We start from the raw sequence: 15,123 nt of genomic DNA on the forward strand, positions 1-15,123 counted from the left end.
CCAATGTTTAGGAGAGAATTCATCAAAGCAGGCGCAGGAGCAACCGCACTCATCGCAACACCGGCGTTCGTCCCGGTACCGGCGCTCGGCAGCCACGACACCCTCACCGAGTTCGCACTCTCGGACCCCGAAATCGATCCGTACGGCGCGGATCACAACCCATCGTTCGTCGGCAGCTACGACGACGCTGACGACCGCGAAGCGTTCGAGGCGTGGCTCGAGGATGATACCGATACCGGACGCATCGTCCGCGAGTACGACCATCTCGACCAGACCGCGTTCACGCTGTCGTGGTCCGAAGCTGGCGTCTCACAACTGTGGGGTGGCCTCGAGCATCGATCGGGCGGCCTTGACGACCTGACCTACCTCGAGTTTGCAGACGCGAACGCCATCCTCGACCATCCAGAGCCGATCGAACCCGACGACCTCGTGAGCGAGTCGGCGTTCTCGCTCGAGACGGGCTGGCTCGAGCGCCAACTGCTCGCACTCGAGCTGGGCCAACTCGACGCCGAACCCGATATCGACGGCCTCGCCTTCGATGACGACGCACCCGAATCAACGCTCAGAGAGGCACGCCGACTCGTCGGCGCGGGCGATGGCGTCCTCGAAGACACCAACCGCGGTGACGGCGTCACGGTCATCGTGATCGATACCGGTATCGAAGACCGCTCGATCTACGAAGACGAAAACGGCGATCGACGCATCCAACCGGAATCGACGGACTTCACGAGCGCGGGCGACCCGACGGTCGACGAGAACGGTATCGACACGGTCTCGGATGCCGACGGTCACGGCGATTGGGTCTCGGCGTGCATCCTCGCGGATAACGACGATGACCGATACTCTGGATTCGCGCCCGAAGCCGACCTCGTGACGGCGAAAGCACTCGACGAAGATGGTGGCGCGGTCGCGGATATCGTCGCGGGCGTCGACCTCGCTATCGACGTCGACGCAGACGTGATCTGCATGAGCCTCGGCAGCCCGCAATGGTCCGAAGCACTCGCAGACGCGCTCGAGGACGCGTGGGATGCTGGCGCGTTCACGGTCGTCGCCTCTGGCAACGACCGCGTCGGAACGACGTTTACGGCTCATCCCGCCAGCGCCGAACATGGCCTTCCGGTCAACGCGACGAACGTCCCCGAAAGCGGCGACCGGGACGACACCCAAATCGCGAACTTCGGGAACGTTGGCCCGCATCCGGGTACGCAGGACTTCTCGAGTGGTGCCTCAGAAGGCGCGGGGCCGGAACTCGCAGCGCCGGGGATGCAGATCGAGATCGACCCCGTCGGGACGCTCACCGGAACGAGCATGGCCGCGCCGATGGTCGCCGGCGCGGCGGCGGTCCTCGCAGGCGAGGGGCACGATAACGAGGCCATCCACGACCGGCTACTCGAGTCGGCCTACCCCGTCGAACACTTCGGCGTCACGGAGTCCGAGTACGGCTTGCTCGATCTCGAGGCCGCACTCGAGGGCCGTGAACACGATGACGACCAGGCCGACGTGCGCTCGGACAGTGCGCGCACGCGGGATGACTTCAACGAAGCGCTGTCGGTGAGTCGCGGGCGACTAATTTTGAGGCTGTTCTAAGACCATGGCTGGCTCAGTGACGCGTCGAGAGTACCTCCAGAGCACCGGGAGTGTCGCGTTTCTCGGCTGGGGGGCGTTCGATTCGGCGGATGACGCACTCGAGGACGAACCCGAACTCGAGTACGACGGCGACGCACCGGTCTTCCCCGACCATATTACGGAGACGCGAGACGATACAGACGAACTCGAGGAGTACGCGCCGAAACTCGTGACGACGCCCGAAGCGCGCTCGGAAATGCGTGGCATGTACGGCTGGATCGCCGAAAGCGAGGAGTTCGACGTGACGGCGTACTACTACTGGACGCGCTACAATACCCAACGCAGTTCGCTGGCCTACGTCGGTCTCGATGTCGATGCGATTCGAGTGCCGTTCACTGACCGCGAACTGTTCGGCTTCGATTCGCACTACCTGGACCACGAGCCCTATATCTCATTTGTGAACGACGACGGCACCGTCGAGCAAGCGGTCGCGACGGCAGGCCATCACTACGCGATGGAGCTCGATTCAGACTGGGGCAGTTTCACCGAAGACCGTGTGAGCGGGCGCGAGACGCACGCCAATCTGGCCGTCATCCGCCCGTGGAATCACTTCATGGATGCGCCGCGTGGCGAACACGGCGATTTCGTGTTCAACTACGCGAGTTTCGGTAGCTGGCTCAACGAGTACGAGACGTGGTATCGAAACAATCGCTACGAGCGCACCGCCGATATCGCGGTCATGGACCCCTTCAGGTTCTACGATGACGGCGAGCAGGCCTACCGGGACCACTGGTGGGAGGCCGACGAGTTAGACGCACGCGTCGTGCGCGATATCCGACTCCGGCGGATCACCGACCGCGACCAACTCCGGATCGAGGATTGGGACAGATGACTGAGAACGCAAAACCACCGCCAGACCCACCGCCCGATCGACCGCGCACAGCTACCGAACACTTAGCGATACAGACACACCATGCCACTTGAAATCATACCGAATAGACAACTCAAAATCGACACACCCGACGGCGGAAGCGTCGTCTGGGGGGATGTCGACGGAGAGACGAGCATCCCTGGAACGTTCGGGCGAACGTCTTCGGGCGTGTTGCTCGGCCCACTCGAGATCGCCGTTCCAGACGGCGAAACGCTCTGGATCGACGACCTCAGTTTCGAGGCCGAATACGACGGCGGCTGGTTTTCGCTAGGCCTCGTCGCCCCACTGGCGGCAGCCCCAATGGCTGACCGCGACGAGACTGAATCGAACCCGGTCAACCGACGCCACATTCTCACGCTACTGGCGGCAACCGTCGCTGCCGGTATGTTGTCGGTCAATGCGAGTGCTGACGAAGACGAAGACGAAGACGACGATGGTACAGTCGCCCTGTCGGTAGCCCGTCTCGAGATTGGCGATTCCGACCAACCGTTTTCGATTCGGATCATCGACATCGTAGACGAAGTCTTGCCACCGACGACCGATGTCCTGGTTGATCAGGACGGTCGGCGGACCGGATCGGTCGGTGACAGCGACGAACGTGTTACGATCGGTTCGGATGCCGAGACCGTTCGAATCTATCTCGAGGATAGCATCGGGCGGATATCGAAACTACTCGCGTGGGCACAGTCACACTTGCCCGGTGACTCGAGTCTGACGTTCGAGCGCGAGTTGCCCGACGATGCCGATAGCTACGACGATGGCACAACAGTCGATCTGACCGATAACCCAGTACTCGTCAACTCAGTTGATGAGTCTGGCTACGATCGAACGACCCTCGAGATCGGCGAGACACAGATACCGAACGTCAGCGATGCGGACGCTGAAAGTACCACTGCTGGGGAGTGGGCACTCGAGGATGACACACTCGTCTATGGGGTTGGCGAGGACGCACCATCGGAGTCAGTGTGGACGCTCCGAACGCAACTCAGTTTCACACAAGCACTCACAACATAATCATGACAGACGACACACTCGACCTAACGGTACTGGATGATGAGGGGGAAGAAGTTGACGATGCGGAAGTGACGGTGAATGGAGAAGAAGTCGGTGGGTCCGGAAGCGGTGGTCCACTCACTGAAAATGACGATGACGAACTCGAGCCAGAGGATGGACAGCCGATTCGGGCCTCGGGCGGATTGTACATCCCCGAACTCGAGGAAGACCCAGATGACGGCAATCTATGGATACGGGGCGATCTGTAATGTCTGATTGGGAACTGCTTGAGTCCTTGGGCGAGTCGTCCGGTGACATCAATTCAGTCACGTTCTCCCCAGATGGTGAGTGGATCGCTTATACTGGGTCTGACAACGATGTCTACATCCACTCGATTGAGGACCTAGAACATGAAGAGACACTTAGAGAATCAGGTGGAACTGTCCATTCTGTCACGTTTTCCCCAGATGGTGAGTGGATCGCATACGGTGGGTCCAGAGACAATGTGTATATCCATTCGACTGAGGACTGGGAATATGAAGAAACACTTACGGAAGCGAGTAATTCTGTCGAGTCCATATCCTTCTCACCAGATGGCGAGTGGATCGCTTACAGTGGTTCCAGTGGAGATGTAGACATTCATTCGACCGAGGATTGGGAATATGAAGAGACATTAACGGAGGATACTACCACTGTCAGCTCAGTCACATTCTCACCAGATAGTGGGTGGATCGCCCATGGAGATTCTGATGATGAAGTCCACATCCATTCGACTGGGGACTGGGAACATGAAGAGACACTCACTGAAGCGAGCGGTAACATCCAGTCAGTCACTTTCTCACCAGAAGGAGAGTGGATTGCTTACGGGGGGTGGGTTTTTGACGGCGAAGTCTACATCCATTCGACTGAGGATTGGGCACATGAAGAGACACTCTCGGAAGCGAGTAACAGTATCGAATCTATTGCATTCTCCTCTGGTGATGAGTGGGTTGCTTATAACAGTGGTGACGAAGAAATACATATTCATTCGACAGAAGATTGGGAGTATGAGGCTACATTAACAGAATCAGGTGAAGATATTAACTCGGTTGAGTTCTCATCAGACGGGTACCTAATTGCTTACGGCGGGGACGACGCGGAGGCACACATCCATACGACGCCTGAATTTGACGGCGACCCATACCCAATAGCTACTGCCAGTTACGAAACAAGTTATGGAACCACGTATGATATTCCACTCTACGACCCAGACGATATAGATGATTCATGGCTTCGCTTCCGCGTAGACGGTACTGTCTCGGTTGCAAAACTCATCGATCCTGACAACGAACCACTTCGGGCCAGACAAGGTGCTGGCGAAGAAGTTCAGGGCGTTGAAACCGACACTTAATCTAAAACGTATGATAAAATGAAGGGGACTATTGATACCCAGAAAGTATGCAGAAGAACAGCTATGGCATCAATCGCGGGTTTTTTCGCGTCTATAGCCGGAAGTACGTTGTTCTCCTCAACCGTGGGTGCAACAGACGATGGCCCTATTGAATTAGAAGTAGGTGCAACAATTCCTGATGGGTCCAATATCACACTCACCACCATCGACAAATCAGATGATGAGGTGTCAAGCACGATCGACCTCAAGAATGGTGAACACACGTACGAAGTAGATGGCCTTGACCACTCGGACGAACCCGAGTATTACTGGCGTGCAGAGTATGAGACGGAAGGTGATAAGACACCATCACTTGAGCGCGTAGAGCTGATCACGCCAGACGACAGCGGACTCTTCTCGATACTCGATTTCGATTTTGACTTCAGCTTTGACTTCGACTTTTGGCCGTTCAACGAAGCCGAGGGCGAAGTGCCACTTCTCTCCGGGTTTCGGCGCGGAACGAGCGGAGATGGCGATTCAGATACCGTAAGATTCAGACAACGCGGTCATGTGGAATCATCGGCTAAAGAAAGCGGCGTCTGGAGTGAGTCTGAATTCGAAGAAGCTACGAAACGGGGCGTGGAGCTATCGGGCGGACGTCTGTCATTGATCGAGCTGGAACAGGGACGACCGACTGGGAAAACAGAGGTTAGCAGCCCCGAAGAGGCGCTCTCTCTCGACATCGAAGAACAGGAACAAGGGGATGCATCAAACCTCCATTTCGAATTCTCTGGGACCGATTCCACTGTTGACTCACACCCCGATCTTGATAGCGATATTGCTGGAATTGCGACCTACGATGGCGACCCTGTTTCAGACGCAAAATTCTACGTTGTGAACACAACAGAAGATACGTACGAAGAAACAGCATACAGCAATTCTGACGGTGAATTCTATATTGATGTTTCCGACTCAGATGCAGAATACGCCGTTTTTGGCGAAGTAGAAATCGACGGTGAAACGCAGACCAGCATGGCACAGGCGTCAGTGCTGATCTGAGATAACGATCTCATAAACTGAGCAATCATCATGGTGAGCTACAGCCCAACCCTATTGGAAGAGCACGGCGAGAAACGAGCGATAATTAACTTCGACCGGCCGGATGAGTACTACGGTCCGTGTGAGACGAGATCTGAGAAAATTGCCGAGTTGAAAGAGTGTTGTAACTCTACTCATGCCCCACTCAAGGACTTTATCTCGAGCACTGCCGGTATCGAACTTCTGAGCGATCACTGGGCCGGATCAACTGCAACAGTACGGATCGACTTTAACACGTTCGATGTAGACGATCTCGAGGACGTTGATTACGTCAAGAGTGTTGTGGTCGACGATGGAACACTCAAAATCAATTCCGACGATGGTGCTGATACTTATCTCCCAGGAGACGTTGATTGGTCGCTTGAACAAACGCAAGTCCATGAGTTTTGGACTGAATATGGGGCCCGTGGTGAAAATGTGAAGGTAGCAGTGACTGATACGGGAATCGATCCCGACCACGAAGCACTTGAGTTGTATACTGATGATCCTGATGATGAGACGTACCCTGGCGGATGGGCCGAATTCGACCTTGACGGAAATGAAATCGAAGACAGCGAACCGTGGTACGATTTTTGGCACGGAATCGAAGTCTCGGGTCCAATAAAGGGAAAACCTCCAGAATCAGCGGACGAGGAGTACATGGGAGTCGCCCCTGAGTGCGATTTGATGATGGTGAAGATGAACGACCCCGATGAAACTGACACGACGACCCATTCGGCTATGATTGCGGCACTCGAGTGGTGCCTCGAAAATGGCGCAGATATCATAAATAGCAGCTGGGGGAATTACGCAAGACAATCCCCACCGTATGAATTAGACCTCTATTATGACATTTTCCAAGACGCATTGGATATGAACTGCATCTCGGTTGGGTCCTCCGGGAACACGGACGAAGGGGGTGAAATAGGGCCGGCACCTGGGTCATACTACAATGCCATCAGCGTAGGCGGAGTCGAAGAGTCGGGCGAGATGTACGGCAGTTCTACGGGCCGAACAATTGAAGAATCCGATTGGGATGAATACCCTGATGAATGGCCAGATGAGTATATCATACCAGATATTACGGCCGGGGGTCGAAACGTCCCGACCACAACGGAAGACGATGAATATGGAACGGCATCCGGAACATCGTTCGCCGCCCCGATCGTCACTGGCCACATCGCACTGCTCTTGTCCTACTCACGCACGCAAACAGAGTCGGATGCAGATATCAATGACATCATTTCCGCACTGAAAGGAACGGCGTGGAAGCCCGATGACTGGAGTGATGATGACTTTGAGGACGGATCCGAAGAAGCAGGCGAACACGACACTCGATATGGTTGTGGCATTGCCAAAGTGTTGGATGCGCAGGAAAAACTCCGAGATATGAGGTCTATCACGGGAGAGGTTATATTCAATTCAATACCGACTAACGATGCGAAAGTATATGTAATCGATCGCAACTCGAATGATCTTGCTGGCGTTTTGGAGCCTTCAGAGGGCGAATTCAGGTACGAGGGTGGCTCCAGCGACGACTCCTACCACATCGGCGTGGTGGCTGACGATGATTAACTCACAACCAACACTCGAAATGTCACCCATGACCCACACCAAAAACACAATGAGCCGCTGGACTGCCGGAGGCGTCCCGCCACCCTACGGCTAACAGCCCGCCCAAACAGCACCGCCCACCAACCAACCCTTCCTTCAACCAACACTACAATGAAATTCCAACGCTTCGCAGCGACAGCGATGGCTGCACTCATGATCCTCTCGGTTATGGGCGCAGCGTTCGCAGGCACCGCAGCAGCAGACGAACATCACATCGAACTCGAGCTCGACGACGAAGACATCATCGACGAGTTCGAGGCCGACAGCGACCAGGAGATCGAGGCGACGATCGACGCCGACGGCGCTGACTTCGGCGAGGATGACACCGACACGCTCACCCTCAACGTGACCGACGATGACGACCGCGAACACTTCGAACTCGAGGCGTCAGTCGACGACGGTGACGAAGACCACACGGTCGAATTCGACGCGTCGGACCTCGCAACGGTCCCGATCGACGCTGAGGACACGACCGACGTGACTGTCCACGTCACTGGCGAAGACGCCGACGGCGAGACGACGGACACCAGCGAGGAGGCTGACGTCGAGCTCGAGAGCACCAACGAGTACGCTTCGATGTACGTCGACGACGATGACGCTGAGACCGAGACCGACGAAGCCGGTATCGGCACGTCGACGCTCGATATGGTCTCCTTCGGCACGCTTGCCGACTCGGACGACACGGACATCTACACGCTCGAGGACGAGGTCGGCGTTGATGGCGACAACACGACGATCGCCGCTCACGATGGCACCGGCGCGGACGCGTTCGACGACGCCGTCGATACGGACGACCTCTCGAGTGGCGACCTGATCACGGACGCCAACGCAGCCGTTGATGGAGACGCCGTGATGATGTTCTACGACGACGCAGACGACGATATCGTCGACGACAACGACACCTACGTCGTGATGGAGGACTACGACGAGTTCAGCGTTGAACTCGGTGACGACCACGAGGACGCCGAGGACGTTGACGTGACGCTCGAGTCCCAGAGCTACGTCGACGCTGGCGTCAGCGCTGACGAGATGGGCGCGCTCTACCTCGAGCAGGCTGACTTCGGACTCTTCGACGCAACGTCTGAGTTCGGCGTGCTTGACGCGTTCAGCGGCTTCAGCGCGATGGAACTTCTCGGCCTCTAACGCCGACCTACTAACTCCCACAATTTTGTCCGCGAGACCGTGGCTTGGCACTGGCAGATCCCCTTCCGTCAGTCTCTGGGTTCGACTCCCAGCGCGGGCGCTTACGACCATGGCAACAACCACTCAGACGACGCAGCCGGCGACCGGTCGACGAGCAACGACTATCGCACGCGAAGCCGGGGAGACCATCCTCGAGACACTCTTCCACAGCCCGCGACAGCGCTGTGTGCCCGACGGCGACTGGCAGCGCGTCGACGACACACCACTACGAAAGACGTGGACGCGGCGGACGACCACCGACCGCGTGCAACTCGCGTCCGACGGCCTCTCGAGTCGCTGGGACGTGCTGCACCAGACGCCCGACGGCAAACAGCACACGCTCGAGACGGGCCTCGAACGCGAGCACGCCTACCGACGCGCCGAGGAGTACATGGCCGACCTCTCGAGTGTCGATCCGCGGTGTCGAACCGGGCGTGCGAGTACGGAGGGGGCGTAACCATGCCACTCCAATCACTCAGAAACGGCGTTCGGAAGCTGTTCGTCGACGTGCCGATCGGAGCGTACTACTGGTTCAGTGGCGCGCTTCTGGCTGCTGGCTGGTACATTCCAGGCCTACTTGGCGTGGACTTCGCCAGTAAGGCACGCCGTGAGGCGCGAATCTACCGACAGAAAGGCCGTGAACGCATGTTCTAACCCGCGATGGATTATCGCCAACCCTCGAGTGCAATCCTCGAGCGCGGGCCTGCCCGGATAGGCCGGGCGCTTGAGAGTAGCATCCAGCAGGCGGGCTTTCCTCCTGCTTGTTGGCCCTTCCCAACACCAAACCCCACCCACATTTCCGTACAAAACCATGACTACAGACACACCCAATAGACGACAGTTCCTACAGCGTTCCGCTGGTACAGCGTTGACGGCAGTCGGTATCGGAGCACTGTCGACGACGGCCAGCGCGGAGGACAGAACCGGCGGCCAAGGACTCCTCGCGGATGGATTCGATGTCGAACCCGACCGCGACGCGTTTATCACAGGCTATCTCGACGGCTTCAGCGACCAGTTCGGGCGCTTCGATGCACCGGACGAACTCGCAAACGACATGGCCAACGAATTCAACGCGAACACAGACGCGTGGCTTTCCTACGGCAACTGGCTTCTTGAGGAAGCCGGCGTGACGGCCGCTGGCAGCGCGACAGTCGCCGTCGAAGTCGGCATCTCGAGGATCCCGTTCCGAGATGTAGAAGACGCCGTCGAGACCCATATCACGACGGAGTATGACTCCGACGCGGGCGAGTTCAACGACCTCGAATGGGTGGACGAACCCACCGATGACGCCGATTTCGAGGTGGCACTACACAACTTAGCCGCCGAAAATGGTGATGGCGAGTTGTTTGAATTCCGATCGGAGTATATCGACACCGATGGCGACCACGAACTTCCAGATGACGCGTATCTGAACCGTTTGGCCGGCAAATACGGCGGTGTGGTCGGTGTTGGCGAGGAATCGATGACAGTCTTCGACATCCTGCTTGGCGGGGTGAACCGATAATGCCCCGAGACACTCCGGTCCCGACGTTCTCGGACGTGACGAACATCGAACCGTGGGAATTAGCCCGCGTTGCAGGCGGTCAACGGGGCGCACTGCCGTTCATCTCGGCGTGGCTGTTGATCCTTGGAATCGTCATCTTTTCGGCGGCAACGGGCGGTATCGCGACAGTCCTACTCGCGATATTCATCCTGTTCATCCTATCCATCGGAACGGCATGGGCCGCATTTGATAGCCTCGCAGGACTCAGTTACACCGATCCAGAGTTCATCGGCATCGCCGGCATCTTGCTTGCGATTGCTGCGGCCCTCTTCGCTGGCCCAATGGTTGGTGTTGCTGTCTTCGTTGCTGCAATCGTCCTGATGGCCGCGTGGTGAACACAATGGCTCGAAAAGACGCCGGGTTGGCGGTTGCACTGACGATACTTACACCCGGACTCGGGCACGTGTACCTCGAGTCCTACACTCGGGCAGTTTCGTTGTTCCTCGCGTTCGTGATTTCGGCAGCGCTGATAGCTGTCGGGATTGGGATCATACTCACGCCTGTGGTGTGGATTTACGCCGCATACGACGCTCATAGGAGGGCCTGAAACAATGCTACTCACAACTATTGCGATAATCCTGCTTATTGCACTCGTTCTCGTGGTCATTTTCGACCGGCCGATCGTGACACCGATCCCGAAATCGGTCCTCGAGTTCGTCCGCCGGATCGGTAGCGGCTCGATACTTCTGACCGCGTGGCGAGCGCTGTTAGTTGTCGCACTCGTCGGCTTCTCGCTGGGGCTGGCCGCGACGGGGGGCATCGTCGCCGGCTTCATCGCGGCGATCGTGCTGACGATGTTGATTCAAGACCCAGTTCGCTCAGTCGTTCGCGACCTGTGGGATATGAATTTCGTGAGGGTGAATCCATGAAGAGAACACTCATACTGGCCGGTATCATCGTGTTCGCACTGGTTGTTGTGGTCGGTCTCTCGGCGGCAGACTCGGAAATCTATGCCGTCGATGACAGCCACACACTCGACGATGACCGACAGATCGAGGAGTTCGAAACCGACGGCCACACGACCGGTGAAGCGGATGATTTGGACCTCGAGATGACGATATCCGAGGATAGTGAGCACGTCTCTACGGACCCGATGACGGATATCGGAACGACGTACATCGAACTCGACTATCAGGAGGATATCGACCGCACGATCCGGTTCTACGTCCCACAGGAGTACTTCCATCCCTACGAGGATCAGTCACTGAGCGTTGACGGTGACGCGACGGCTGAAATGGAACCAGTAGAAGGCGGTGAGTACACCGCTGTGACGGTCCATACCGAAGGCGAAGGCACGTATGTTCTGGAGACCTCGAGCGTCGAGAGCAGTCTGTGGGACCACCGTAACAGCGCCTACGACTGGATGGACGACGCAACCGGCTACGAAGTACCACGATTTGCTGGCAGCGGTGACGGCGAAGAGTGGGAGTATGTCGAGAGCCGCGAATTCGCGGGCGACGATACGGTAAGTGTCGACGTCAACGCGACCGTCCAACACGATGCAGGTGAGTCGAACAACGAAACGTCGTGGGTTCACACTCCTGAGTGTAGTGGCTCTGGTGAGGCGATGTGTACCCTCGAGCAAGGCGATGAACAACTGATTATGACTGACAATCACACCAACGAGACGGCACAGGTCAGGTACAAGACCGATACCTCGCTGACTGATAACCTCCGCGCCGGTCTTAACGAAGTGCGAAGCGATATCGATGCGTGGATCTCGAACGTGCAAAACGCCCTCTCGGAGGTGGTCTAAATGGGCCTCTTCCCCTCGTTCGACTTCGGAAACTGGGGCGGATCGCTCCTACTCATAACGCTCGCGATTCTCGTTGTCTCGTGGCTGGCGTTCACATTCTGGGGCTTTGCGGTCGTGTTGATCGTAGTCGCGGTTATCGCGCCACTCCTGTACTATACCGGGCTGGCTATCGATAACTGGCTTCGGCATGGAGGGCCGCTGTAATGCCGTCGTTCATTCTCTTACTGGCGCTGGTCATCCTGGCCCCACTCGCATTGGCGATTATCTTCCCCGATGTGACCGAGCAGATCTACCGCTGGGCAGTGATGTTTCGCACCGTCGGCGGGGCGATCATACTCGTCGTCACGATCGGGCTCTTTCTCTCAACGGGCAATATCACGCTCATCGCCCTTGGGGGCGTTCTCGCGGCGTATGGCGTCTGGAAAGTAGTCTACGACACAAACGCGACAGGGGTGTGAGACAACATGGAACAACACTTTGACGAACACGTTCAGGCACAGTTCAGAGCCAAACTCGACAACATTCAACAGGAGCGAATCAGTGCGCCGACCGACGTCGACGAGTGGGCAGAGCAGAAGCTAACCGAAGTCCGTGCAGAGATTCTTCGCTTCCAGCGCTCGAACTCGTACCGGCGGTTCCTGGTGCGTTATCTCTCGGAGTCCTATGATGACCTTCAAGACCCGACTACCGACCGCGAAGAGCCCCTGTGCACGTGCGAGAACAACTGTCTGTTGATGCAGGGCAAACTACCGCCGACGGTGCTCGACGCGCCGACGATCTCGAAAGGGATCGAGGAGTACGCCCACAACCACCCGGGCTCGCCAGCAGGGTTGTTCGATGCAGACACCGCCTATAGAGAAGCTATAGCCAGCGTACTTTCGGACCTCGAGTTGATCTGGATGGCCCTGAAGAACGGTGAAATCCCTACTTCAGAGCGTGGGGATACGGAGGTCGAGTATGTCGGAGCGTGAGCAAACGTTTGGTGAGCACGTCCAGTATCAAACGCAGAATCAGCAACAACAGTTCAAGCGTCAAGTGATTCGGTCAGCAACAGAGAGGGGCAATCAGGCAATTGTCCTCGGGAAATCAGAGCAGTTAGCCGATATCACTGACCGCCATCTGGTACCGAACCTACTCGAGGGCGGCTCGGCACGAGAACTTCGACGCTGGCGTGAGCGGATCGACGAGCACGAGTTCGATGCTGCGGCGTTGTGGTCGTTCCTCAATCACAGCGATCACAACCCAGAGACCGTCCACCGTGCGTTCACGTCACTCCAGTCGATTGCGATGCACCGTGGTATCGTCGACGAGTCGATGCGAAACTACGCTCCAGTGACTGGGTTCGGGATGAACATGGGGAAGATGTTCAAGACGCCGAAGTACCGCGTCAACGGAGAGGTGCAGATTGCATCCTACCACGCTGGAGAGACGAAGACCCTCTACAACGGCGAGACTGGTGAAGGGAAGAGTACGGCCCTCTCGACAGAGGTTGCCGACCGGTGGATGGCCAGTTGTGCCAACGAGTGGTTCGACGGCCGCGAATACCGGACTGAGGACTTCAAAATTGTCGACTTAGTCGACACCGACATGGTCGAAAACGGTGTGTACGATATCCCACAACAGCAAGACGTCCTCCGCGATGTTCGGTCTGAAATGGGGTTCCCCAAGGACTATAACGGGATAGATGGCTTCGAAAAGCCGAACCTCGAGTTGTTGGTCCCGTTGACTCGAGACTTTCAGGATGAAGAGATTCCGATCGGTGACGATGGCGACACGATCATCGTCGTGTTCACAATCGCGGCGTCGGACCTGACCAAACGCTCGTTGAAAAACTTCGTGGCGGGGACGACCGGCGAGCAACAGAAAGTCATCGGGACCTGTTACGACCGTCTCGAGGCCAGCAAAAACGATTGGACGTTGAAAGACCTCGCGAAAGAGGTCCTGTCGATGGAGGGGATCAACGACTCGTTCAAACGCCGCGCGCTACATCAGATTGAGACGCTACAACAGACCGGATTCGTTCGGGACAAGAAGTGCCCGCACCGTCTCGAGTGGGGTGAGGTCTTCCGAGATACCGACACCATCACCGCGTTCACACAGAAGTTCATGAGCGAGTACGACCAGAAACTCATGGTTCTGTCCTACCTCTTCCACTCGGTCTACCACGAACGCGAGGGCCGCGAAGACTTACCGCCGGCAGTGGCAGTCGCTCGTGAGCTGCATGAAGTCGTTCCGCACTCGCAGGAATCGAACGGGACGGAACGCGAGCAATCGCTCCAGAAGGCGATCGTGGGTGAGTTGTCGTACATCCTTCGCAAGCAACGGAAGCAGTCACTCGAGTTTATCTGCGACACACAGGACATCACAGACATCAAACGCGGGATTCGGAAGCGATTCAACCGCGCTGTGACGTTCTCGACGCACGAAGACGCGCTCGAGGAACTGTTCGACAAGGTCGTCGGCAACAAGTCGCTGTTTCGCTCCTATCACCGGTCGATTCAGACGAATACAGTCGGTCGGGGGACTGTGCTCGGGAAAACGGTGCCGAACAACGAGGACGGTAGCGCATTCCTGTCTCAAGTGCAGTTCGCACCGCCACCGTGGCACGTCTTTGATGACGACGACCACGATACGGGCCTCCATGCACGCGTTGAGTACACCAGTGAGGAGTGGGGTGAGCACGAGTGGAACACACGTCTCCCCGACCACCTCGAGTTAGACGTCGACGAGCTCAAGCGCGAGCAAGAAGCCGACGACGATGACGGACTCTCTGCGAAGGAACAGAAAGACCAGCACAAGAAAGAGGCGAGAAGACGCCGAGAGATGGGCGAATCGGTTCAACAGGTCCGTGAGGCCGTTCCGAACAACCCGAACACTGGAAATCCGTACTCTGAACGGACCATCCACGAGTGGACGAAAGACGTGTACCAACAACTGGTCAATGAGTCCACCTCGTAATCGCAAGAGGGCGACCGGTCGAATGTATTTACTTACTTCCCAAGTCAGGGATAATCAGATCATAGAATAATAGTACGCGCGCGTTTAATTGGTTAGTTTGGCAACTATTTTTGACGTGCGTACGCGACCCCCTT

The 15,123-nt window shown here is 57.0% G+C and carries 19 protein-coding genes; all 19 read left to right on the forward strand.

Annotated elements, in window-relative coordinates:
* Positions 1-3 precede the first annotated feature (3 nt).
* The 19 genes from BB347_RS18415 (at position 4) to BB347_RS18505 (ending at position 14,989) form a co-directional block, all read left to right on the forward strand.
* Positions 4-1,587 (forward strand): S8 family peptidase, encoded by a 1,584-nt coding sequence (locus tag BB347_RS18415; RefSeq protein WP_083687827.1) that lies wholly within the window; start codon positions 4-6, stop codon positions 1,585-1,587.
* Between the two features lie 4 nt (positions 1,588-1,591).
* Positions 1,592-2,458, forward strand: a complete 867-nt coding sequence (locus BB347_RS18420; protein WP_236996034.1) for a hypothetical protein — start codon at positions 1,592-1,594, stop codon at positions 2,456-2,458.
* Positions 2,459-2,539: 81 nt separating this feature from the next.
* On the forward strand, positions 2,540-3,511 hold the full coding sequence (locus BB347_RS18425) for a hypothetical protein (RefSeq protein ID WP_076584281.1): 972 nt from the start codon (positions 2,540-2,542) through the stop codon (positions 3,509-3,511).
* A gap of 2 nt (positions 3,512-3,513) precedes the next feature.
* Positions 3,514-3,759 carry a hypothetical protein gene (locus tag BB347_RS18430; protein ID WP_076584279.1) on the forward strand — a complete coding sequence of 82 codons (246 nt, stop codon included), beginning with the start codon at positions 3,514-3,516 and terminating at the stop codon, positions 3,757-3,759.
* Positions 3,759-4,880 carry a WD40 repeat domain-containing protein gene (locus tag BB347_RS18435; protein ID WP_076584277.1) on the forward strand — a complete coding sequence of 374 codons (1,122 nt, stop codon included), beginning with the start codon at positions 3,759-3,761 and terminating at the stop codon, positions 4,878-4,880. Before BB347_RS18430 ends, BB347_RS18435 begins: the two co-directional genes overlap by 1 nt.
* 63 nt (positions 4,881-4,943) lie before the next feature.
* The gene (locus tag BB347_RS18440) at positions 4,944-5,918 is read left to right on the forward strand and encodes a hypothetical protein (RefSeq protein ID WP_139327086.1); all 975 of its coding nucleotides are present in this window, start codon (positions 4,944-4,946) and stop codon (positions 5,916-5,918) included.
* A gap of 54 nt (positions 5,919-5,972) precedes the next feature.
* A complete protein-coding gene (locus BB347_RS18445) occupies positions 5,973-7,511 on the forward strand; it encodes a S8 family peptidase (protein WP_168170981.1) in 1,539 nt (512 codons plus the stop codon).
* 180 nt (positions 7,512-7,691) lie between these two features.
* The gene (locus tag BB347_RS18450) at positions 7,692-8,693 is read left to right on the forward strand and encodes a hypothetical protein (RefSeq protein ID WP_139327085.1); all 1,002 of its coding nucleotides are present in this window, start codon (positions 7,692-7,694) and stop codon (positions 8,691-8,693) included.
* A gap of 109 nt (positions 8,694-8,802) precedes the next feature.
* Complete coding sequence (locus BB347_RS18455; RefSeq protein WP_076584269.1) at positions 8,803-9,189, forward strand: hypothetical protein; 387 nt, start codon at positions 8,803-8,805, stop codon at positions 9,187-9,189.
* 2 nt (positions 9,190-9,191) lie between these two features.
* On the forward strand, positions 9,192-9,386 hold the full coding sequence (locus BB347_RS18460; protein ID WP_076584267.1) for a hypothetical protein: 195 nt from the start codon (positions 9,192-9,194) through the stop codon (positions 9,384-9,386).
* A gap of 157 nt (positions 9,387-9,543) precedes the next feature.
* Complete coding sequence (locus BB347_RS18865) at positions 9,544-10,236, forward strand: hypothetical protein (RefSeq protein WP_083687832.1); 693 nt, start codon at positions 9,544-9,546, stop codon at positions 10,234-10,236.
* A complete protein-coding gene (locus BB347_RS18470) occupies positions 10,236-10,610 on the forward strand; it encodes a hypothetical protein (RefSeq protein ID WP_076584266.1) in 375 nt (124 codons plus the stop codon). The genes BB347_RS18865 and BB347_RS18470 overlap by 1 nt, the downstream gene beginning before the upstream one ends.
* A gap of 5 nt (positions 10,611-10,615) precedes the next feature.
* Positions 10,616-10,822: a hypothetical protein gene (locus tag BB347_RS18475; RefSeq protein ID WP_076584293.1), complete on the forward strand. Its 207-nt coding sequence runs from the start codon at positions 10,616-10,618 to the stop codon at positions 10,820-10,822.
* A 4-nt stretch (positions 10,823-10,826) separates the two neighbouring features.
* Entirely contained in the window at positions 10,827-11,144 is a 318-nt protein-coding gene (locus BB347_RS18480; protein ID WP_139327084.1) for a hypothetical protein, read from the forward strand.
* Positions 11,141-12,031: a hypothetical protein gene (locus BB347_RS18485; protein WP_076584263.1), complete on the forward strand. Its 891-nt coding sequence runs from the start codon at positions 11,141-11,143 to the stop codon at positions 12,029-12,031. Before BB347_RS18480 ends, BB347_RS18485 begins: the two co-directional genes overlap by 4 nt.
* Positions 12,032-12,235, forward strand: coding sequence for a hypothetical protein (locus BB347_RS18490; protein ID WP_076584261.1), 204 nt, complete (start codon positions 12,032-12,034; stop codon positions 12,233-12,235).
* Entirely contained in the window at positions 12,235-12,489 is a 255-nt protein-coding gene (locus tag BB347_RS18495) for a hypothetical protein (RefSeq protein WP_076584260.1), read from the forward strand. Before BB347_RS18490 ends, BB347_RS18495 begins: the two co-directional genes overlap by 1 nt.
* A gap of 6 nt (positions 12,490-12,495) precedes the next feature.
* The gene (locus tag BB347_RS18500) at positions 12,496-13,002 is read left to right on the forward strand and encodes a hypothetical protein (protein ID WP_076584259.1); all 507 of its coding nucleotides are present in this window, start codon (positions 12,496-12,498) and stop codon (positions 13,000-13,002) included.
* Positions 12,989-14,989: a hypothetical protein gene (locus BB347_RS18505; RefSeq protein ID WP_076584257.1), complete on the forward strand. Its 2,001-nt coding sequence runs from the start codon at positions 12,989-12,991 to the stop codon at positions 14,987-14,989. The genes BB347_RS18500 and BB347_RS18505 overlap by 14 nt, the downstream gene beginning before the upstream one ends.
* Positions 14,990-15,123: the final 134 nt, after the last annotated feature.

This window comes from Natronorubrum daqingense (assembly GCF_001971705.1).
Lineage (GTDB): Archaea > Halobacteriota > Halobacteria > Halobacteriales > Natrialbaceae > Natronorubrum > Natronorubrum daqingense.

What these genes read in the sequence shown, in the direction of transcription:
- BB347_RS18415 (WP_083687827.1), top strand. Translation starts at nt 4, where the DNA reads ATGTTTAGGAGAGAATTCATCAAAGCAGGCGCAGGAGCAACCGCACTC.
- BB347_RS18420 (WP_236996034.1), top strand. Translation starts at nt 1,592, where the DNA reads ATGGCTGGCTCAGTGACGCGTCGAGAGTACCTCCAGAGCACCGGGAGT.
- BB347_RS18425 (WP_076584281.1), top strand. Translation starts at nt 2,540, where the DNA reads ATGCCACTTGAAATCATACCGAATAGACAACTCAAAATCGACACACCC.
- BB347_RS18430 (WP_076584279.1), top strand. Translation starts at nt 3,514, where the DNA reads ATGACAGACGACACACTCGACCTAACGGTACTGGATGATGAGGGGGAA.
- BB347_RS18435 (WP_076584277.1), top strand. Translation starts at nt 3,759, where the DNA reads ATGTCTGATTGGGAACTGCTTGAGTCCTTGGGCGAGTCGTCCGGTGAC.
- BB347_RS18440 (WP_139327086.1), top strand. Translation starts at nt 4,944, where the DNA reads ATGGCATCAATCGCGGGTTTTTTCGCGTCTATAGCCGGAAGTACGTTG.
- BB347_RS18450 (WP_139327085.1), top strand. Translation starts at nt 7,692, where the DNA reads ATGGCTGCACTCATGATCCTCTCGGTTATGGGCGCAGCGTTCGCAGGC.
- BB347_RS18455 (WP_076584269.1), top strand. Translation starts at nt 8,803, where the DNA reads ATGGCAACAACCACTCAGACGACGCAGCCGGCGACCGGTCGACGAGCA.
- BB347_RS18460 (WP_076584267.1), top strand. Translation starts at nt 9,192, where the DNA reads ATGCCACTCCAATCACTCAGAAACGGCGTTCGGAAGCTGTTCGTCGAC.
- BB347_RS18865 (WP_083687832.1), top strand. Translation starts at nt 9,544, where the DNA reads ATGACTACAGACACACCCAATAGACGACAGTTCCTACAGCGTTCCGCT.
- BB347_RS18470 (WP_076584266.1), top strand. Translation starts at nt 10,236, where the DNA reads ATGCCCCGAGACACTCCGGTCCCGACGTTCTCGGACGTGACGAACATC.
- BB347_RS18475 (WP_076584293.1), top strand. Translation starts at nt 10,616, where the DNA reads ATGGCTCGAAAAGACGCCGGGTTGGCGGTTGCACTGACGATACTTACA.
- BB347_RS18480 (WP_139327084.1), top strand. Translation starts at nt 10,827, where the DNA reads ATGCTACTCACAACTATTGCGATAATCCTGCTTATTGCACTCGTTCTC.
- BB347_RS18485 (WP_076584263.1), top strand. Translation starts at nt 11,141, where the DNA reads ATGAAGAGAACACTCATACTGGCCGGTATCATCGTGTTCGCACTGGTT.
- BB347_RS18490 (WP_076584261.1), top strand. Translation starts at nt 12,032, where the DNA reads ATGGGCCTCTTCCCCTCGTTCGACTTCGGAAACTGGGGCGGATCGCTC.
- BB347_RS18495 (WP_076584260.1), top strand. Translation starts at nt 12,235, where the DNA reads ATGCCGTCGTTCATTCTCTTACTGGCGCTGGTCATCCTGGCCCCACTC.
- BB347_RS18500 (WP_076584259.1), top strand. Translation starts at nt 12,496, where the DNA reads ATGGAACAACACTTTGACGAACACGTTCAGGCACAGTTCAGAGCCAAA.
- BB347_RS18505 (WP_076584257.1), top strand. Translation starts at nt 12,989, where the DNA reads ATGTCGGAGCGTGAGCAAACGTTTGGTGAGCACGTCCAGTATCAAACG.